The sequence below is a fragment of the Fibrella musci genome (assembly GCF_041321105.1).
GTDB lineage: Bacteria > Bacteroidota > Bacteroidia > Cytophagales > Spirosomataceae > Fibrella > Fibrella musci.
The window spans coordinates 68,876-88,147 of the sequence record NZ_JBGGWD010000003.1 but is presented as its reverse complement, the minus strand read 5'-3'; the positions used below and the strand labels follow the sequence as shown (position 1 = coordinate 88,147).

General features: G+C 55.0%; 16 protein-coding genes. 11 read left to right on the top strand and 5 right to left on the bottom strand.

Annotation, left to right across the window (positions count from 1 at the left end; all coding sequences use genetic code 11):
• Nucleotides 1-33: 33 nt before the first annotated feature.
• From ACAW74_RS10245 to ACAW74_RS10230, 4 genes are all read left to right on the top strand, one after another.
• Nucleotides 34-3,390, top strand: a complete 3,357-nt coding sequence (locus tag ACAW74_RS10245) for a T9SS type A sorting domain-containing protein (protein ID WP_370698103.1) — start codon at nucleotides 34-36, stop codon at nucleotides 3,388-3,390.
• Nucleotides 3,391-3,440: 50 nt separating this feature from the next.
• Nucleotides 3,441-5,372 (top strand): CocE/NonD family hydrolase, encoded by a 1,932-nt coding sequence (locus ACAW74_RS10240; RefSeq protein WP_370698102.1) that lies wholly within the window; start codon nucleotides 3,441-3,443, stop codon nucleotides 5,370-5,372.
• Between the two features lie 77 nt (nucleotides 5,373-5,449).
• Complete coding sequence (locus ACAW74_RS10235; protein ID WP_370698101.1) at nucleotides 5,450-5,935, top strand: c-type cytochrome; 486 nt, start codon at nucleotides 5,450-5,452, stop codon at nucleotides 5,933-5,935.
• 99 nt (nucleotides 5,936-6,034) lie between these two features.
• Entirely contained in the window at nucleotides 6,035-6,349 is a 315-nt protein-coding gene (locus ACAW74_RS10230; RefSeq protein ID WP_370698100.1) for a hypothetical protein, read from the top strand.
• A 166-nt stretch (nucleotides 6,350-6,515) separates the two neighbouring features.
• On the opposite strand, the gene ACAW74_RS10225 is transcribed toward ACAW74_RS10230, so the two are convergent.
• The 3 genes from ACAW74_RS10225 to ACAW74_RS10215 all read right to left on the bottom strand — a co-directional run bounded on the left by ACAW74_RS10225 (nucleotide 6,516) and on the right by ACAW74_RS10215 (nucleotide 8,439).
• The gene (locus tag ACAW74_RS10225; RefSeq protein ID WP_370698099.1) at nucleotides 6,516-7,013 is read right to left on the bottom strand and encodes a hypothetical protein; all 498 of its coding nucleotides are present in this window, start codon (nucleotides 7,011-7,013) and stop codon (nucleotides 6,516-6,518) included.
• A 150-nt stretch (nucleotides 7,014-7,163) separates the two neighbouring features.
• Nucleotides 7,164-7,700 carry a hypothetical protein gene (locus ACAW74_RS10220; protein ID WP_370698098.1) on the bottom strand — a complete coding sequence of 179 codons (537 nt, stop codon included), beginning with the start codon at nucleotides 7,698-7,700 and terminating at the stop codon, nucleotides 7,164-7,166.
• A 340-nt stretch (nucleotides 7,701-8,040) separates the two neighbouring features.
• The gene (locus ACAW74_RS10215; RefSeq protein WP_370698097.1) at nucleotides 8,041-8,439 is read right to left on the bottom strand and encodes an NUDIX hydrolase; all 399 of its coding nucleotides are present in this window, start codon (nucleotides 8,437-8,439) and stop codon (nucleotides 8,041-8,043) included.
• 221 nt (nucleotides 8,440-8,660) lie between these two features.
• On the opposite strand from ACAW74_RS10215, the gene ACAW74_RS10210 reads away from it, so the two are divergent.
• Nucleotides 8,661-9,206 carry an RBBP9/YdeN family alpha/beta hydrolase gene (locus ACAW74_RS10210; RefSeq protein ID WP_370698096.1) on the top strand — a complete coding sequence of 182 codons (546 nt, stop codon included), beginning with the start codon at nucleotides 8,661-8,663 and terminating at the stop codon, nucleotides 9,204-9,206.
• On the opposite strand, the gene ACAW74_RS10205 is transcribed toward ACAW74_RS10210, so the two are convergent.
• Entirely contained in the window at nucleotides 9,203-10,546 is a 1,344-nt protein-coding gene (locus ACAW74_RS10205) for an MFS transporter (protein ID WP_370698095.1), read from the bottom strand. The two genes, ACAW74_RS10210 and ACAW74_RS10205, sit on opposite strands and share 4 nt — an antisense overlap.
• A gap of 217 nt (nucleotides 10,547-10,763) precedes the next feature.
• Here ACAW74_RS10205 and ACAW74_RS10200 point away from each other — a divergent pair, with 217 nt between their 5' ends.
• Nucleotides 10,764-12,431 carry a sensor histidine kinase gene (locus ACAW74_RS10200; RefSeq protein ID WP_370698094.1) on the top strand — a complete coding sequence of 556 codons (1,668 nt, stop codon included), beginning with the start codon at nucleotides 10,764-10,766 and terminating at the stop codon, nucleotides 12,429-12,431.
• A gap of 7 nt (nucleotides 12,432-12,438) precedes the next feature.
• On the opposite strand, the gene ACAW74_RS10195 is transcribed toward ACAW74_RS10200, so the two are convergent.
• Complete coding sequence (locus ACAW74_RS10195) at nucleotides 12,439-13,098, bottom strand: DNA-3-methyladenine glycosylase (protein ID WP_370698093.1); 660 nt, start codon at nucleotides 13,096-13,098, stop codon at nucleotides 12,439-12,441.
• A gap of 69 nt (nucleotides 13,099-13,167) precedes the next feature.
• On the opposite strand from ACAW74_RS10195, the gene ACAW74_RS10190 reads away from it, so the two are divergent.
• The 5 genes from ACAW74_RS10190 (at nucleotide 13,168) to ACAW74_RS10170 (ending at nucleotide 19,086) form a co-directional block, all read left to right on the top strand.
• Nucleotides 13,168-13,533 carry a hypothetical protein gene (locus ACAW74_RS10190; RefSeq protein ID WP_370698092.1) on the top strand — a complete coding sequence of 122 codons (366 nt, stop codon included), beginning with the start codon at nucleotides 13,168-13,170 and terminating at the stop codon, nucleotides 13,531-13,533.
• A 71-nt stretch (nucleotides 13,534-13,604) separates the two neighbouring features.
• Complete coding sequence (locus tag ACAW74_RS10185; RefSeq protein WP_370698091.1) at nucleotides 13,605-14,351, top strand: SDR family NAD(P)-dependent oxidoreductase; 747 nt, start codon at nucleotides 13,605-13,607, stop codon at nucleotides 14,349-14,351.
• Between the two features lie 124 nt (nucleotides 14,352-14,475).
• A complete protein-coding gene (locus ACAW74_RS10180; RefSeq protein WP_370698090.1) occupies nucleotides 14,476-16,182 on the top strand; it encodes a GMC oxidoreductase in 1,707 nt (568 codons plus the stop codon).
• A 529-nt stretch (nucleotides 16,183-16,711) separates the two neighbouring features.
• A complete protein-coding gene (locus ACAW74_RS10175; protein ID WP_370698089.1) occupies nucleotides 16,712-17,278 on the top strand; it encodes an RNA polymerase sigma factor in 567 nt (188 codons plus the stop codon).
• Nucleotides 17,279-17,940: 662 nt separating this feature from the next.
• Nucleotides 17,941-19,086, top strand: coding sequence for a FecR family protein (locus ACAW74_RS10170; RefSeq protein ID WP_370698088.1), 1,146 nt, complete (start codon nucleotides 17,941-17,943; stop codon nucleotides 19,084-19,086).
• Nucleotides 19,087-19,272 lie beyond the last annotated feature (186 nt).

The window sequence follows — 19,272 nt, the reverse complement described above, 5'->3', positions numbered from 1 at the left end:
AGCAGAAACATTTACTCGACTTTAGCAGCCTGAATGAAACAGTTTTATCGTCGGTCGATTATTCAGTTCATATTTTTTTGGTGGGTCGGATTCCTTAGTCTGGCGGCTCAGGCGCAACGCATCGGGCCGGTCACGTTCCACCAACTGCCCCAGCCCTACCAGCTTTACCCGCGCAATGCCCAGAGTATGGCGCTCATTCCCGTAGCGGGGCGAGTCGAAGAAGCGGGTTGGGAAGCCATTTCGGTACGGCTCTTTCGCAACAAGCAACCAATGGCCACCCGGCGGGTGCCGCTGATCTACGCCGGTAACGGCGCGGCGTTCCAGATCGACCCGTTGCCTATCCGGGCCGAAAAAGCCGAGTATGACGTCAGCGTAACGCTGTGGAAAGGGGGCGATTCGCTCAACGTTACGACGCGCGCCAACATCGTGGCAGGTGACGTGTTTGTCCTGGCAGGGCAGTCGAATGCCGGGGCGTTTTTCCGCGATACGCGCACCAACGAGTTCTGCCGCACCTTCGGCGTTATCAGCGAGAACTACGGCAAAGGTGTGTATAACCCGGCCGATACGGCCTGGGCCCTGTCGAATCAGACGCTCTACACGCAGAACGTGGGTAACCTCGGTTTTGGCATTCAGCAATACATTCTGGAGAAATACGGCATTCCCACCTGCCTCATCAACGGAGCCATGCACTGGTCGTCGATGTATGAGCAGGCGCAGCGCACGGCTACGAACCCCGCTGATCTGAACACGGGCTACGGGCGGCTGCTTTACCGGCTGCAAAAAGCGGGCGTGGCCAACGCCGTTACGGCCTGGGTCTACCGGCAGGGCGAAACCGAAGGCTATGGCGAAAGCTCCGATTGGCTCAACTGGTTTGGGCGCTATTACCAACAGCTAAAAACCGATGTGCCCTCGGTGAAGCAGTTTTACGTGTACCAGATCGATATCATCGACCCGGCGGTGGCGGCGGCGCCGTTCGTGCGTGAGTCGCAACGGACGTTACCACGTACCTACCCTGATATTCAGGTGGTGGCCTCGGTGGGCACGGAGGGTTTCGACGGGCTGCATTACTCCGACGCCGGTTACGACCAGAATGCCCAGGAAGTGGCCCGCCTGATTGGCCGCGATTTTTACGGCGATCCCGATCAGGATAACATCGACGCGCCCAACCTGCGGCAGGCTTATTTCTCGACCGCCGCCCGCGACGAAATCACGCTGCAATTCAATCCCGGCCAGCGCATGAACTGGACCGACGCGCGGGGAAGCCTGCAACTAAAGCAGTTTCTGTACCTCGACGGGCAGGCAGGCAGCGTACAGAGCGGCCGGGCCGAAGAGAACCGGATCATCCTGAAACTGAACGGCCCCTCGGGTGCCAGTAAGGTAACGTACCTGCCCGCAACCTACACCAGCCAACAGCCCGATTACCCGTATCGCGGCCCTTACCTGACCAACAAACGGGGTTTGCGGGCGCTGTCGTTTCTGGACATACCTATCGCCGCCAACGGGCCCGCCGACATCTCATCCGTGGCTACACCATCGCTGTCGGCGTCGGTAGTGTCGGCGGCCTCGGTGCGGCTTACCTGGTCGACCGTGGTGGGGGCGACTGGCTACGTGCTCGAAGCAAAAGGCCCCTCGGCCTCTTCATTTGCTGTGCTGGCCCAACTGACCCGCGACCAACAGGCATTTGTGGTAGATGACCTGCCGCCCGGTGCTGCCTATGCGTTTCGCATCAAAGCCATTCGGCGCGACGATGAATCGGCCTACGCGCAGGTCGACGTGCAGACGCCAGCGGTGCTAACAACACCCGAGTTGCAGGCCATTGGCACCTATGCTACCGCCATCCGTATCAACTGGCAAGCCATTGCCGGCGCCCAAAGCTATCGTCTCGAACGGCGGGCCCCGGCCGAAACCAGCTTCACGGCCGTGGCCACGCTCCCGCCCGCGACGCTCTCGTTTTCTGATAGTTTGTTGATGGCTGGGCAGCGCTATACCTACCGGCTCAAAGCAACCGGTCGTTTCACCGACTCACCGTATGCGGAGGTAACGGTGCAAACGCCTGCCTATCTGCCCACCCCCGAACTGGCTGTAGCGCCCCAATTCAACGACGCACTACAGGTAAGCTGGAAGCCCGTTGCCAACGCCACCCGTTACGAGTTGGGGCGCAAAACCGGTACGTCGGCGCTGGTCGCGCTGGGTACGTTCGAGGCGTCGGTAACGGCCGTGAGCGACGCCGGTTTGCAGCCGGGCACTACATATACCTATCAGCTACAGGCCTATGGCGACCGTACCGAATCACCCATTGTGCGCGTCGACGCCCAGACGCCCGGCCTGCTCGCTACGCCAACCATGAGCAGCACGGTTGTGTATACCAACGCCATTCGGCTGGCCTGGACGGCCGTACCCACGGCGACCACCTATCAGCTCGAACGCATGACCGACGGACAGTCCTACCGCGTGATCGGTTCGTATGGCTCCGCCGTGACTACGCTGGTCGATACGGCGCTGGCACCGGGAACGGCCTATGCCTATCGGGTGAAGGCGAAAAGTGCGCTGTCTGAATCGGTCTATGGGGTGACGAGCGCGACGACCACTACGCTGCTGAGCACACCCGTGCTGTCGGTAACGGTGCTGTACAATAATGCCCTGCGTCTGGGGTGGGCGTCGGTGCCCGCGGCGACGGCGTATCAACTCGAGCGCATGGCCGCCGGGCAGTCATTTCAGACGGTAGGTACGTATGGGGCGGGCGTCAGTACCGTTCGCGACACGCTTTTGACACCCGGCACCCGTTACACCTATCGGCTCCGGGCGCTGGGCGACCGTACCGAATCGCCCTACGGCACGCAGACCGCCCAAACGCCTGCGCTGCTCGCCGCCTCCGCGTTGAGTGTCACAGCCGTGGCTTTCGATACGCTGCGGCTGAACTGGGAACCCGTACCCAGTGCGGCCTATTACTGGCTCGAACGCCGCAAAACAGGCGAAGCGACCTATAGTTATACAATACGCTTCGAGGCCGGTATGACGCAGTACGTCGATGCGGGTTTGTCGCCCAGTACCACCTATCAATACCGCCTGACGGCCTTTGGCGACAAAACCCAGTCGGCGGCGGCAACGGCGTCGGGCACCACGCTCGTGTTGTTGGCCACCCACCCCGAACCGGCGGCCAAATTCAGGCTATGGCCCAACCCTGCCCACGGGCAGGTGACGCTTCAGTTTGCCCAGCCTACCACCGGAACCGTGCAACTAATCGACTTGCGGGGGCTTGTTCACAAGCGGCAAACCGTACAACAGGCGACCGAAGCACCGCTGCTATTGCCCGAAGCGCCCACCGGAACGTACCTGATTCGGGTGGAAAGTGGCACCGACGTATACGTGCAGAAACTGTTGATTGAGTAGCTTTGGCCCAGATTCGTCGCTACAGTTTCTCCTCAACCCTTCCACGTCTCGTGACTACGCCTGTAAATACGCCTCTGCGTTTGCTCAGCCTGCTTGGCTGTTGGTTGATCGTTTTGGTTGGCTATGCCCAGCCCGCCACCACCAAAGACCTGTACCAGAAGTACGAATACCAGATTCCCATGCGCGATGGCGTGAAGCTGTTCACGATCGTCTACGTCCCGCGCGACGCCTCGGCTGCCAACACATACCCGATGGTGATGCAACGTACCTGTTACAGCGTGGCCCCCTACGGCCCCGATGCCTACCGTCCGCTCATTAGTCCGTCAGCCACGATGATGCGCGAGAAGTACATTGTGGTGTATCAGGACGTGCGCGGACGCTGGATGAGCGAAGGCACCTGGACCAACATGACGCCCAACGTACCCGACGCGGTGGCGGCCCCAGCTGCTTCCAAAAAGAGAAAAGCGAACAGCAAGACCACTAGTCCGGCGAGTTTGTCGGTAGATGAAAGCTCGGATACCTACGATACCATCGAGTGGCTGCTGAAGAACGTACCCAACAACAACGGGCGTGTAGGTATGTGGGGCATCAGCTATCCCGGTTTCTACACCGCCGCCGCCCTGCCCGATGCCCACCCGGCCCTGAAAGCCTCGTCGCCACAGGCCCCCGTCAGCGACTTTTTCTTCGACGATTTCCACCACAACGGCGCGTTCATTCAGGCCTATCTGTTCACATTCCCGGTTTTTGGTGTGCAGCACCCGGCCCCCACGACCAAATCGTGGTACGACGATCAGATGATCAAAACCGGCACCCGCGATGGCTACCAGTGGCAGCTGGACCTGGGGCCGCTGAAAAACGCCGACCGGTACTACAAAGACAATTTCTACTGGCAGGAAACGATGGCGCATCCCAACTACGATGCGTTCTGGCAGCAACGGAGCATCCTGCCTCATCTGAAAGGGGTAAAACACGCCGTGATGACCGTGGGCGGCTGGTTCGATGCCGAAGACCTCTACGGCCCGCTGAACATCTACAAAACGCTGGAGCGAAACAACCCCACCATGGCCGCCAACACGCTGGTGATGGGGCCTTTCGGGCACGGGCGCTGGTCGGCCGAGACGGGCCACACGCTGCACAGCAACATCTACTTTGGCGATAGCATCGCTACGTTCTACCAGCGAAACATTGAGGCTAAATTCTTCCGGGCGCACCTCAAAGGCGACGGCAAAAGCGACCTGCCCGAAGCCTACCTGTTCGATACGGGCCGGAAAGAGTGGAAAACGTTCGACAAGTGGCCCGCCGCCAATGCCGAGACGCAGACGTTCTACCTCGCCGCCAACGGTAGCCTGACCAAACAGGCCGCTACGCTGGCTGCTTCCGAATTCGTGAGCGACCCCAACAAGCCGGTGCCTTACACGGAAGACAACACCACGACCGCAAACTTTACGCCCTTCAACTATATGTCGGAAGATCAGCGGTTTGCCGGTCGCCGGCCCGACGTGCTGACCTTCCAGACCGACGTACTGACGGAAGACCTGACGCTGGGCGGCGAGATCACGGCCAAGCTGAATGTGAGCACCACCGGTACTGACGCCGACTGGGTTGTCAAACTCATCGACGTGTACCCCGGCGATGAACCCAACCACCCGTACATGCATAACAAAAACATCATTCTGAGCGGCTACCAGCAGATGGTACGTTCGGAAGCCATGCGCGGGCGGTTTCGTAATTCCTTCTCGGCACCCGAGGCGTTCAAGCCCAACGAGCCCACCAGCGTGACCTTCCGGCTACAGGATGTGCTGCACACGTTCAAAAAAGGCCACCGGCTGATGATTCAGGTTCAGAGCACCTGGTTCCCGCTCATCGACCGTAACCCGCAGACCTTCGTACCCAATATATTCCTGGCTAATCCTACTGATTTCCAGAAGCAAACGCACCGGGTCTATGGCAACTCGGCTATTGAGGTGCAGGTGCTAAAGTAAAGCGTCTGCACCCGCCACTCGGCTGTGCTCTCTCGTCGCCTCTTTTCAATTTACCGCTTATCGTTTTCCTATTTTTTATGATCAATCCCAATCAACTCCGCCCCCTTATTTCGGCCCTGTATGGCCTGGTTGCCACTGTTATGCTCATGCTGGCACTCGTTGTCGTGATGGTTTTTCTGATGCCTACTGAGACGCCCGCGATGGCCGACGCCGGTGGGGCGGCTAGTTCGGGCGCAACTGGAGAACCCGCGCCAACCGCGCCTAAAACGATGTCGGCCGATGCCGTGGCGGGTAAGGATATTTTCAACAATAACTGTGCTGCCTGCCACAGCGCCGGGGCTGACAAACTGGTAGGGCCGGGCCTGAAAGGCGTGCGGCAACGTACCCCCGGCGAGGCGTGGCTCCAGAAATGGATTCGTAACTCATCGGCCCTGATTGCCGCCGGCGACGCCTACGCCGTGAAGGTGTTCAACGACAACGGGCAGGTGCAGATGACCTCGTTCGCCAGCCTCACCGATCAGCAGATCAAACAGATTCTGGACTACGTAGACGCCAGCAATTAAATTAGTTGATCGGTTATCTATTTTACTGGGGAATTTGTGACATTTGGTCTGCACAACGGGCGTGCGCTGTTGCCCTTAACCGTTACCAGACCAACTGTCATGAAGAAAGGTTTTTTCGTCCCGCTGATGCTCGGGGCAGCGCTACTGTTTGGCTTCGATCAGCCCATTAAAATTGTACGTACCTCAACCGACGCTGATATTCGGGCTGCGGAACAGGAGGTGGTCAAACGCTACAAAAACAAAGTGGTCGTTACGGTTTTTAATCGCAACGCCCAGCAGGAAATTACGAACATCAAGGCCCAGCGCTACTACCCGGCCGAAAACCAAATCGGCGGCTCCTGCAAGTCAGATAATTTTGGCGAAATGATAATTGGCGCGACCAGTTTTTCGATCAAAGACTACGGCGCGAAGTAAGCTACTATACTGTTAAACAGATTGTAAAATCTTGTACGTATTGCCGATTCTGATTGGCTATGAGTTAACTGCATGTATGGGTTGACTTGTAGCTAATTAGTGTGTTTAGGGGGTAGACGTAGGAAAAGCATTAACCTTTTTTATAAGGGACGTTTTATGACTTTGTCTAGGTTTCGTATTGTCTGACGCTGATTACTTTTCCGTTGCTAAATTCTACTTCCAAAACATCAGGGTCAATATTAGCTAGGCCTGGCTTCATCCCAAGTTGATAGACCCAGTGGTTGCTTTCGTTAGCATTACCTGCGTTACCAAGTAATTGCCTGACTTCTGATTTTGTCTTACCAATGAGCAGCTTACGCTCAATAATATCTTCTGAAAGTTCGTAGCGCTTGTCTTTATTAGTAAACCATTTTTCCTTGTCAAAATCATAGGTCGGATGATAGCTTAAACTGAAAAGCCAAAGCATGACAAGACCAATGTACAATAACGGTGTTGACACAATTGTGGCTACCCATATTGTAATATGTCTTAGTTTATCAGCCTTAATAAACTTGTTAAGAAGCCAACGCCAGACAAAAAAGGTTGGTATGCCAAGAAGTAAGAGGATAAGATAAACCTCAATGCTCAAGCCAAAAAAGGATGGTAAGTAAAGTAGCGTTGTCATTCTGTTTGCCAACCAGTTGCCAGCAGCCCAAGTGCGTCACTAATTGATGAAATATAGACGTACCTGAGGTGCTGTTTTTGCTCTGTCGGGGCGCTACTAGCCTAGTGTATGTGTAATCTACTGCCCACAACAAGCCTGTACGAAGCCGGGCTACGAAAAGAAATAGAGCAGTGTAAAGCCAGCTACGAACGGGCTCCACCAAAGTAACAAACTCAAGGCTGCCCATGCAAAATAGCTACGAGGTATAAACTCGCCTTCTGTTCGTCGCAGACGAAGTCGTAATTCATCGAGGCTCAGTTTATACATTTCCTGCTTGGCTAACCTGCTAGTGAAGGCATTCTTCATGTGTAGTCCTGCCTGAAAAGCCCGGTAACTGTGACGGGGATATAGCATAACGCCAACGGCCATCGCCCACAGCGTTAGCAACCAGGGGAAATACAGCCGTCCCCAGCCACCCGTCGCTATCTCCCAACTTGATACGGAGCTTTCGCCTACCCAAGATACATCATACCCGGTCACTAAATGGCTGATATCGTGCAGGTAAATGTTTGTCCGTCGAGACTCAAGATTTGGTAACGGAAGCGCGATGGGGCCAAATTTGATCATGTCCCATTTCTTATTGATACCGCCCTCCTCGCCGTAGCCGTGTTGGCCGTAAAAGTTGTTTAAGGCTTGTTCAATGTTCATTTTTCGGAAACGAATGTACCAGCGTAAGACCTCCCGTTTTGCCAGAAGTAACGCTGAGTTAGCGCTAATGCCTGTGTCATCTCGGCATTGAAGCCAGGCTCTTTGATTGTTTCTTAACGTTACAAAAGAGATCAGAATAGTTGGGCATACGACGCATGGCAACGTACCTGATTGCTTTCAGTAGCGTACATGCGCCGATTGGAAGGCGTCTGCGCCACTTGCTGATCGGTTCACTTAACCAGCATAAGCAGTGGGATTGGGCGAGGGCTTAATCCAATAAGTACGTACCTGGATATGTACGTACTTATTGGATTTTCTTCTGCCTTTTATCGGGTTGTTCTTACTCCAATAAATTATGTTGTTTGAGGTGATCAAAAATTAATTTATCAACTCCAGCAACTTGATCTTTATCGGCGTAGTTGAACCATTTAATTGCCTCGATTTCAGAACTGGCGCATAGTTCTCCAGAATAACCTCCTGAGTAGCATGTCATTTTTACGAAAACACCTTCTGGTTGTCCGTGGGCCTGAGCCTCGAAGACTCCCATAAATGTTAATGTATTCTTGTCAATACGAACGCTCAGCTCTTCCTCAATTTCTCGGGTTAAGGCTTGCTCGTCTGTTTCGCCAGTCTCTCTTTTGCCACCTGGTATATAATAAATGTCTTTACCGTAACTTTTTGTCAATAGAACCGATTTGTCTTTAAGCTCTATCCAGGCAAGTTTGTCAATTAGTTTCATGCATTGTGCAGTTTAGATGGATCGTTGGTAGGCTATGCTGCTGAGTAGGGCGTCGGTATAGCGCTGATCATACAGCGCTTGGCAAGTAACTGCTTAAATTCAACTTAGCCAATAGCCTGTGATACTGCAAAAGGCTAGTCGTTTCTGGAAGTTGGCGTTTTGATTTCAGCGGCCATTTGCCGGGTACGTGTTATGTTCGGGGCGCACTATGTTTCGTAACGATGATTGACGCTACTGTACTTATCATCCCCGGTTTGGGCAACTCGGGGGAGCAACACTGGCAAACGCGCTGGGAACAGCGCTTTCCCGCCTTTCAACGGGTCAATCAGCAGGATTGGGAAACGCCCGTCCGGCACGACTGGGTCGAGCAGATCGACCGGGCCGTGATGGCACACGATCCGGCCAACGTGATTCTGGTGGGGCACAGTCTTGCCTGCACCACCATTGCGTATTGGGCCGATACCTACGACCGGCGAATCAAAGGCGCTTTGCTTGTGGCGCCCAGCGATTCCGAAGCCCCTACATACCCACCCGGCACTACGGGCTTCGCGCCGATGAAGCTGGTTCCGTTGCCATTCCCCTCTATCGTGGTTACCAGCACTGACGACTACTACGTGACGCTGGAACGGGCCACCGCGTTTGCGAATGCCTGGGGCAGTGAGTTGGTCAACATAGGTCCGGCGGGCCACATCAACGCCGCTTCGAATCTCGGCGATTGGGAGGCGGGTCTGGCGCTGCTGACCCGCTTGGCTAACCGTGACGCTTAGTAAAGCCCATTAGTCGATTTAGGCTTAGGCTGGCGTTTAGCGGGCAGCACGAGCCAGAGCAGGCATGCCCCGGCGATGGTGGCCACGAACAGGCCAATGGTCGGGGCTGATACGTAGCGCTGGGCGTGGCCCGACACAAACGCACCAATGACATCCGACAGGTTGATCAGCGCCATGTAGGTCGTGAACTGCGACCCCTCGACGTCGGGGCGGCAGAGTGCCATCAGAATCGGGATGGCGGCCACGCTCAGGCTGGGGTCCATCATGTTCCAGCAAACGGCACCCAGCGAGGCAACGGTCGGGTTGGTCCAGTAGGGGGCGAGCAGGTTGATCGTCAGCAGGTACGTTACATGGAAACCAACGATGTACGGCAAGAGGCGTCTGGCCCCGACACGGTCGCTTAGCCAGCCGCCGAGCAGAATAACCACCACCACGATGGCCACGCCATAGCTACCCGTTAGACCCGACAGCGCCGTATCGCGCCAGCCTAATTGCTGAATCAGGTGCACGTTGTAGGCGCGAATAAACGCGTTCTGGCACGAATACACCAGCAGGATAGGCAAAAACCAGCGCAGGCTCTCGCGCGAGCTTAATCCCCGAAACAACTCCCGGAACAGCCAACCGAGGCTATGCTGATGTTGCTCATGCGCGCGGACGGCGGTTGTCGACATAGCCTGACCGGGAAAGAGCGCATCGGTGGCTTTTTCACGAATGAAAAAAGTAACCACCGTCAGGGCCAACAGGAAAGCCGATTGGGTCAATACTGCCGTGTGGAAGCCCGCGTGCCGCAGTACGTAGGCTAGTCCTGCTGCGCCCAGTCCCGTCCCGACCAGAAAGCCACCCCGCATGAACGCGTTGATTCGCCCGCGCTCGGCTTCCGGAATGGTCGAGATCGCCATGGCATCCACGCTCGCATCCTGCACCGACGCCACGGTGCTGTGAATAAAAAAGGCAATGCCCAGCAGTGTGACGTTGCTTACGGGATCGTCGACGACCAGCATCCCCAACGACGCGACTACCGCCAGACTCTGTGCGGCCAGTACCCATGGTCGCCGCCGACCCAGCCGCGACCCCTGAAATTTGTCGATAAACGGCCCCCAGACGAACTGGAACGTCCAGGGAAGGCCCTGCATCGCCACGAACGTACCGATGCGATCGGAGCGGAGCCCCTCGGCGGCGAGGTAGTTGGCCAAGGCCGTGGTCGCAAAGCCAGCCGGAACGCCCTGCATCACGTAGAGGTAAAAAAAGGCAACAAAACGCAGCGGCTTATTCTGGCTCAGAATGAGCGTGGGGCCGCCGGGGGGAGTCGACGAGAAAGTCGTCGAAAGCGAATTTTCCATGTTACTGGAAATCTACAGATTGTATAATCGTAGTTTGTCCCACCCGATAAGATGTTATGAGCAGATAAGCATGACTCAGGCTAACTGGTGGTACTAGTTTTTGTTCATATAAGCGTGTTTCGTCATGCAAAATGGCCGTACATTTATCCTGTGAGAAAAGTAAGTAGAAGTGACATTTGTGAATAGCATGTATGGCTACCAAAGGGTTTATTAACTAATGCAGACGGATTCGGTTGAGGAGATTTACTCGCCCTTGTGGGGCAGTGGCGAAATGGCGCAGCTGATGCGGCAGAAAGACTGGTCGCAGTCGTTGTTGGGTCGGCCCGACACGTGGCCGCAGAGTTTGCGCACGGCGCTCACGATTCTGCTGCGCTCACGCTTCCCGATGTTTATTTTCTGGGGGCCAGACCTGCTCTGCTTTTACAACGATGCCTACCGCCCCAGTCTGGGCAATAACGGCAAGCATCCCACCGCACTAGGCGAACCGGCCGAGGAGGTATGGCCTGAAATCTGGGCTGTGATCAAACCCGTGATCGACCAGATCATGACGGGGGGCGATTCGGCCTGGGGCGAAGATCAACTTGTTCCGATCTACCGGAACGGCCAACTCGAAGACGTATACTGGACGTTTAGCTACAGCCCCATTGGCAACGAGGTGGGTCAGATCATCGGCGTATTTGTTACCTGCCTGGAGACCACGAAGGAGATACAGGACCGGCAGCGCATCGCCGAAAACACGATTCGACTCAATCTGGCGCTCGAGGCGGCTAAGCTGGGCGTGTGGGAAGTTGATCTGGTTCGTAACAAAAGCATTCGATCGCTGCGGCACGACGAAATTTTTGGCTACACGCGCCCTCAGACGGCCTGGGAGAAAGAAGAGTTTTTTAGCCACATTCCGGTGGCCGACCACGGCCGCGTAGAAGCGGCTTTCGGGCATGCGTTTCAGGAAGGTATGCTCAACGTACAAACGCGCATCATCAAGGTCGACGGGTCGTTGGCCTGGATTGAGCTGCGGGGCCAGACGATCTTAGGCGAAACTGGCCAACCCATTCGGCTGCTGGGGACCATTGCCGACATTACCGAACAGAAACTGGCTGCCGAACACCTGGAAGCCTTGGTGGCCGAACGGACGGAATCGCTACGACAGGCCAATCAGGCCCTCGAACGCTCGAACCTCGATCTGATGCAGTTTGCGTCGGTAGCGAGCCACGACCTGAAAGAACCCCTGCGCAAGGTGCAGACCTTTGGCACCCGCCTGACCGACTTGATAGCCGACCGCCTGACGGCCACCGAAGCCGACCTGTTTCAGCGCATGATCAGCGCTACGGGGCGCATGCAGACGCTGGTTAACGACGTGTTACAGCTTTCCCAACTGTCGGATCAGACGATTCGCTTCGAACCGGTGCCCCTCAACGACATCATCGACCAGATTCGGGATGACCTGGAACTGGTGATTCAGGAGCAGCAGGCGACCCTGATAGCCACGGATCTGCCGACGGTATGGGGTGCTACCGGGCAAATGCACCAACTGTTTCTGAACCTGATCGGTAATGCGCTCAAATTCCGGGATGGCCGTCCGCCCGTTATCAGCCTGTCGGCAGTGGCGGCGTCGGCAATGCCCGCGCAGCGCTTGCCCTTATGTGCCGATCAGTATGCGGTGATTGCGCTGAGCGACAACGGCATTGGGTTCGACACGAAGCACAAAGACCGCATCTTCGGGATGTTTCAGCGGCTGCATAATCGGGGGCAGTATGCCGGCACGGGCATTGGCCTCACCATCGTCAAGAAGATTATCGATAACCACAAGGGACTGATCGACGTACAGAGCGAACCGGGCGTTGGTACTACGTTCTGGGTGACGCTTCCCCTACAGGCCCCCAATTAACCCGGTATTATTTCCGGCTAACGAACCGATTGCCCTGCACGTAATACCGGTAGGGAAGGTCGACGCCCTGCGTAATACCGATGCGCGTGGTCGTGACCATCTCGAAATCGGTGAGCACCCGGGGGCGAATGTAGACGGAACCGCTGACCAGCGAGGTGCCATTGTGTTCGGTCCGGCTGATTCCCAGTGAAATAACCAGCTTGCCGGGGCCGTTGCAGAGGTTTCGGAAGCCATCGGCCGTGTTGCTGTCGATGGTATTCTGGCGATAGCGGGCAAACCCAGTTTTAAAGGCTTCGTTGCGGCGCAGGGTCATCAGGTCGCTGCCCTCGGTGGGTTGCAGGGCGCGAATCAGTACGGCTTCCCCCACGCCTGCCGGACCCGTCACCACGTTGATGCAGTTGTAGTGGTTGTAAATCTGATAGACATACAACGTACCTGCGGGGCCAAACATGGCGGCATTTCGTTTTGTCTCGCGGCGGTAGGCGTGGCAGGCGGGGTCGCCGGTCAGATAGCCCTCTGTTTCGACGATGATGCCCGCCGTCAACCCGTCGGGCGATTCGTGGACGAGCTCGCAGCCCAGCAGCCCTTGCGACAGTGTAAGGGTGTCGTGGTTTTCGTAGTAGGAGAGAGGCAGTTTGTCGGGCATGGTTGGCTGTTGGTGAGGCATCGCGCCAGGTACGTTGGTTGAGGCTCGTGTTGTGCAATGGACACGGTCTAATTTCCTACCTTCAACCCTATGAAAGCACTATTGTTCTGCCTGCTGCTTGCGCCGATTGTGGCATCGGCACAACGTCACGGTTCGTCCCCGACCCTGACCAACCGCCGGGGTACGTTGCACGTATCGGCCATTTCGCGGGGTGTCTACCAGTATGTGCTCACCGATCTGACCACGAACGTCAGGTACGTACCCACCAACCTGACTGACTCCCTGAAGCAGACGGCGATGGCCTACAACACCGCCCAACGGGCCCCGCTACCGGTTGTGTTCTCGGGCGTTGTGGGGACAAAAAGCAGTTCGATCTATGAACCCGGCCCCACCGACGTACCCAACGCTACCGCTAAAGCCAAATCACTACGACTGACGGCCATACGCAAAGAATAAGCGTTTCGGCCTAACTTGGGCATCAGTTTGCCGATGGCTTTACGCCTGATGAACCGGCAACCAATGTTCTCATGACAGCACTCATTACCGGCGCCTCGTCGGGTATTGGCTGGGCCACCGCCGAAGCGTTTGCCCGCCTGGGCTACCGCCTTATCCTTTGTGGCCGCCGGGCCGATAAACTGGCCGAACTGGTGGCCTCACTGGGCGATCAGGTGGAGACCTATACGCTCACGTTTGATGTCCGCGACAGCCGGGCCGTAGCCGACGCCATTGCCTCGCTGCCCGACGCCTGGCAGGCCATTGATATTCTGATTAACAACGCGGGAAATGCCCACGGCATGTCGGCCATTCAGGACGGTGACTTGGCCGATTGGGACGCCATGATCGACGGCAATGTGCAGGGTGTTCTGTATGTCTCGAAAGCCGTCATGCCCGGTATGGTGGCGCGGCAACGGGGGCATATCGTAAACCTCAGCAGCATCGCCGGTAAGCAGACCTACGCCAACGGGGCCGTTTATTGCGCCAGCAAAGCAGCCGTTGAAGCTCTGAGCACGGGGATGCGCCTCGACCTGACGCAGCACGGCATTAAAGTGACCAACATTGCGCCCGGTGCCGTCGAAACCGATTTTTCGGTGGTCCGCTTTAAGGGCGACGCCAGCCGGGCCGCGCAGGTGTATGCCGGTTTCGATCCCCTACAGGCCGCCGACATTGCCGACACGATCGTGTATGCGGTTACGGCCCCGGCCCACGTAACCATCGCCGACATCACCATTCTAGCCGCCGCCCAGGCCGCCGCCACAACGATTTATCGAAAATGAGTTTTACTGTTCACTGTCCTCAGTTCACTGTTTTCTGTTGGCTGACGCCGGAATAGGTTTGCGTCAGCCAACAGAAAACAGCGAACTGAGGACAGTGAACAGGTAACAGAAGGCACCATCGACTATGAACATAAACGGACCGGGTAAAGCGCAGCAGACCTACGACGCGATCGTGATCGGATCGGGCATTAGTGGTGGCTGGGCGGCCAAAGAGCTTTGTGAAAAAGGCCTGCGAACGCTGGTGCTGGAGCGGGGCCGCGACGTGAAGCACGTGGAAGATTACCCCACGGCGATGAACAATCCCTGGGATTTTGAGCACCGCAACCGCATGCCGCTGGCCTTCGACGAAGCCAACCCCATTGCTACCAAATGCTATGCACTCGACGAAGACACGCAGCATTTTTTCGTCAAAGACGCCCATCACCCCTACGTGCAGGAAAAGCCCTTCGACTGGATTCGGGGTTACCAGGTGGGCGGCAAGTCGCTGATCTGGGCGCGACAAACGCAGCGGTGGAGTACATACGACTTTGAGGCCAACGCCCGCGATGGGGCCGCCATCGACTGGCCCATTCGCTACGACGACATTGCCCCCTGGTATAGCCATGTTGAGCGATTTGCAGGCATCAGCGGCAATAAAGACGGCCTCGACGTGCTGCCCGACGGTGAATTTCTGACGCCCTGGGAACTGAACTGCGTGGAGAAGCAGGTCCAGAAAACGGTGGCGTCGCTCTACAAAGACCGGCACGTGATCATCGGCCGTTGCGCGCACCTGACCTCGCCTAAAGACGTCCACCGGGCGCAGGGGCGGGCGCAGTGTCAGGCGCGGCATCTGTGTTACCGGGGCTGCCCATTCGGGGCTTATTTCAGCAGTAATTCGAGCACGTTGCCCTGGGCAGCCAAAACCGGCAAACTCACGCTGCGGCCCTTCTCGGTGGTGGAGTCGATCCTGTACGACGAGCAGAAAGGCAAGGCCACGGGCGTGCGCGTGATCGACACCAATACCAAGCAGGTGACCGAGTATTTCGCCCGGATCATCTTCGTGAACGCAGCCTGCCTGAATACCAATCTGCTGCTGTTGAACTCTACGTCGCGGCGGTTTCCGAATGGGCTAGGCAACGATAACGGACTGATGGGCAGGTACGTTGCTTTCCACAACTACCGGGGCTCGATCAGCGCTACCTACGAAGGCTTCGAAAACGACTATTACTACGGCCGGCGGCCTACCACGGCCTTTATGCCCAACTTCCGCAACGTGCACCGGCAGGAAATGGATTTTCTGCGCGGGTACATGGTGGCGTTTAGTTCGGGGCGGGGGCAGGGCGTGCCCGGCGAGGCTACGTTTGGCGCTGATTTCAAGGAAAACCTGACCAAGCCCGGCCCGTGGCACACCTACATGATGATGCAGGGCGAAACCGTGCCGCGCTACGAAAATCACGTCCGGCTCAGCCGCGATCAGAAAGATCAGTGGGGTATTCCGCAACTCGTTACGTCGGTCGACTACACGGATAACGACGAGAAAATGAGCCGCGATTTTCTGGAACAGGGGGCATACATGCTCGAAAAGTCAGGGCATACGAACATCCATCCCGACTTCGACAAGCGCAATCCCGGTCTCGACATCCATGAGATGGGCGGCGTCAGGATGGGCCGCGACCCGAAAACGTCGCTACTCAACGCGCACAACCAATTGCATCAGGTCAAGAACGTGTTCGTGACCGACGGCGCCGCCATGACCAGCACCGGCTCGCAAAACCCGTCGATTACGTTCATGGCCCTCACCGCCCGCGCCGTCAGCTTTGCCGTAGCCGAGATGAAGCGGAAGCAGTTATGAATGAATAGTGAATAATGTACGATGCACAATGAACGATCAGCCTGTTGGAATAGAAACGTCGGCAGTTTTAAGAGTTGCAACCGCAACTTGACGGCCCTGAACGGGTTATGTTTAAGTACGAACAGGGTACCGTTTACCCCAGGTCAACATCAAGCAGATGGCCAACGAGGATCAGTACGAGAACACCCATATCCCCTGCTGACTGGCCGTCGGGACAACGCTGACTGATCGATGAACGAAAGAGCGTGATCTTAGTGGAGATGTCCAAAATCAACAAACGCCATCGCCCGTGCCAGCACAAAAAGCTCGATCGTTTCCTGGCCACCTTCCCATCAAATCATCCCTGTGCGGCGTGAAGTTATACCTGTGCGCCAAGGAATTATTACCCGCTAAACGAGGTCGTCTGGAAAAGTGATCTAGCCCTGTAATAGTCAAAAATTGTACCATTGCCATATTAATTTATCTTTATCTTGCTTTAAGTATTTATATTCGCGGTGTTCCCTGAGGTAATAGGTAAAAAATGAGTTCCGTGAATGAACAGGATAAGCTACTTTGGCAGGCATTTCGGGAAGGGGACCGGCAAGCCTTTGAGACGCTTCTGCATAGATACTATAGACCTTTGTTCCAGTATGGAACCAAATTCCTGAAAGACACGGATTTAATAAACGATTGTGTTCAGGATCTATTTGTCGACCTCTGGGAACGCCGGATTTTTTTGAGTGAAGCCCGCGACTTGAAACTTTACCTCTTCTCGGCCTTACGAAACTTAATTTTCAAAGAAAAGAAGCGACTTACCAGTCAGGATGAGTTGCCTGATGAATGGGAAGAAGCAGATACATATGTTGAAAACCGTATTATAGATCAGGAAACAGATCAGGAGAAACAAGTAAGGGTTCAAAAAACGCTCATTCGGTTAACCAAGCGTCAGCAGGAAATTTTGCATCTTAAATTCTATGAGGCATTGACCAATGATCAAATTGCGGAGATACTCAGCATTTCTCGTCCTGCCGTTGCCAACCTGCTGTTTCAGGCTATTCGAGCTTTTCGGACCCAATGGTTCCCTCCTTCTCTGGTCTTATATTGCCTCTTCAGTTAGTTTATTTAGCAATTGCCTTAATTGCCTTGTCATCCGTATATCATAGCGTGAATCAAGAGTAGAAATACGGCAAACGTACCCAGCACTGCCTTTCCAACGCCAGCAGTAATAACTACTGTCTGGACTTCGCTGACCGGGAACTATTGGCGATTCATTTATTCGGTCTACTCTGCAAACGGCCAACGCTTAGGCAGACCTACGACTATATCGTTTGACCGACTGGGTCGGCTCCCCTCGCCAGAGTAAGTGCAGCTCACCGCCTGCCTCGGTCGATGACCTAACCTCCCTGCACCAGCAACCGCCCGTTATGGTCGGCGTGAGCCTAATAGCTGGCTAGGCATCTTAGCCCCTTGATTACAGAAACAACTCACTATTGAGTCGGTTGCTCCGCTACATACACCAATTAAGAAGGCCAAAGGAGCCAAGCAGATAGACGTTGCCGACAAACTCTACTCGACGTGTGTGAATCAGCTTAGACAGCCAGTTAAGCGTCTGTTTAAGTAGTTTATCGATCAGGCTGGCCGACAACATGGCAGCCGGATTGGGCCGGAGAAAGGGATGCCCTACACGACTTGTGTCAATTGGCTGTTGCTCCTTATCGCTTGTTCCTCAGGCCTTTATTCACATATGTTGTAAAAAATGTAAAAATTTATTGATAATTTTTGATTATTCTCTCCCCTTTTTTTGCCCTTCCTTATAGAAGCCGATACAAATGGTGTTTGACCATGGATAAATATAAGGATTACATAGCTGAGGATTTCTTGCTGGACGATGATTTTCTGGATTGGGCAAAAGCGGGCTATCCCCAATCTGGAACGGTATGGAATGATTTTTTGCTAGCGCATCCAGAGAAAAAAGATGACGTCAACCAGGCAAAGGCATTCATAGAATACCAACGGACGGGAGCCAACTTACCTGATTTATCTGACGCTGACTTAAAACAGCACATTGGTAAGATACTAGCCAGAACGAACGTCGATCAGACTCCGGTACGGCGGCTGATTAACGTCTCAACCTGGTGGCGTGTGGCAGCAGCCATTACTCTGCTCATTGGGCTGGGCTGGCGTATTTTTTACTGGAAGCCGACCCCAGCCTTTGCTTACGAGAAGCTCGTCAAGGCCTCTGCTGCTCCCTTAACGGAAATTGTTAATACCAATCAACCAGCTAAATCCGTAACCCTACCCGATGGCAGCCATATCACCTTAACGCGTAACGCCCGAATCAGCTATTCGACTCAGATGGCCAAAGAGCCCTCTCGATCCGTTTATTTAAGTGGTGAAGCGTTTTTTGAGGTGACCAAAGATCCAAACCATCCGTTTTTCGTCTATGCAGATGGGTTAGTGACCCGTGTTGTGGGCACCAGCTTTACCATTAAAACGACTGAAAAGCAGGTATCCGTCGTCGTTCGGTCGGGTCAAGTAGCTGTATATGCGATGAAAGAGGAGGGCGCCGTAGAGCAGGCAGAAGAGAAACTAATGCTGACTCCGAATCAACAGGCGACGTTTGTCGCCGATGAAAATCAACTGACTCGAACCATAGCCAGCCAGCCTGTGAGCCTGAGTATGGCTGATCAGGTAACTACCCAGCGATTTGATAATACGCACATAGCCGATGTATTTGCCCAACTGGAGCAAACATATGGTATACCGATTCAGTATGATGCCGTTAAGATGAAAAACTGTTTTCTGACGTCAACCCTGACGAATGAGTCTTTCTATTCGAAGTTGGCCATTATCTGCCAAACCATCGGTGCCAGTTACAGAGTGCAGGGTACCCAAGTTGTAATTGAAAGCACTGGCTGTGAATAACTGAAAACGCTAAACATTAACCCTCCATTCACTTAATTCTAAACCCATGCATTAATCCCAATCTCCTTTCAAGAAAAAGCCGCCGGGCTTATAAATTGATCATGATTGGCCCCATAATCAATTCTGCCCCGCGGCTTAAGTAATCCCCTACTGTTTTAGCGAACATATCTCCTTCAGAAAGGAGCT

Excerpts from the sequence above, each read along its gene's own strand:
- ACAW74_RS10220 (WP_370698098.1), bottom strand. The coding sequence starts at position 7,700 with ATGAACATTGAACAAGCCTTAAACAACTTTTACGGCCAACACGGCTAC.
- ACAW74_RS10235 (WP_370698101.1), top strand. The coding sequence starts at position 5,450 with ATGATCAATCCCAATCAACTCCGCCCCCTTATTTCGGCCCTGTATGGC.
- ACAW74_RS10195 (WP_370698093.1), bottom strand. The coding sequence starts at position 13,098 with ATGCCTCACCAACAGCCAACCATGCCCGACAAACTGCCTCTCTCCTAC.
- ACAW74_RS10230 (WP_370698100.1), top strand. The coding sequence starts at position 6,035 with ATGAAGAAAGGTTTTTTCGTCCCGCTGATGCTCGGGGCAGCGCTACTG.
- ACAW74_RS10225 (WP_370698099.1), bottom strand. The coding sequence starts at position 7,013 with ATGACAACGCTACTTTACTTACCATCCTTTTTTGGCTTGAGCATTGAG.
- ACAW74_RS10205 (WP_370698095.1), bottom strand. The coding sequence starts at position 10,546 with ATGGAAAATTCGCTTTCGACGACTTTCTCGTCGACTCCCCCCGGCGGC.
- ACAW74_RS10180 (WP_370698090.1), top strand. The coding sequence starts at position 14,476 with ATGAACATAAACGGACCGGGTAAAGCGCAGCAGACCTACGACGCGATC.
- ACAW74_RS10210 (WP_370698096.1), top strand. The coding sequence starts at position 8,661 with ATGATTGACGCTACTGTACTTATCATCCCCGGTTTGGGCAACTCGGGG.
- ACAW74_RS10245 (WP_370698103.1), top strand. The coding sequence starts at position 34 with ATGAAACAGTTTTATCGTCGGTCGATTATTCAGTTCATATTTTTTTGG.
- ACAW74_RS10215 (WP_370698097.1), bottom strand. The coding sequence starts at position 8,439 with ATGAAACTAATTGACAAACTTGCCTGGATAGAGCTTAAAGACAAATCG.
- ACAW74_RS10190 (WP_370698092.1), top strand. The coding sequence starts at position 13,168 with ATGAAAGCACTATTGTTCTGCCTGCTGCTTGCGCCGATTGTGGCATCG.
- ACAW74_RS10185 (WP_370698091.1), top strand. The coding sequence starts at position 13,605 with ATGACAGCACTCATTACCGGCGCCTCGTCGGGTATTGGCTGGGCCACC.
- ACAW74_RS10200 (WP_370698094.1), top strand. The coding sequence starts at position 10,764 with ATGCAGACGGATTCGGTTGAGGAGATTTACTCGCCCTTGTGGGGCAGT.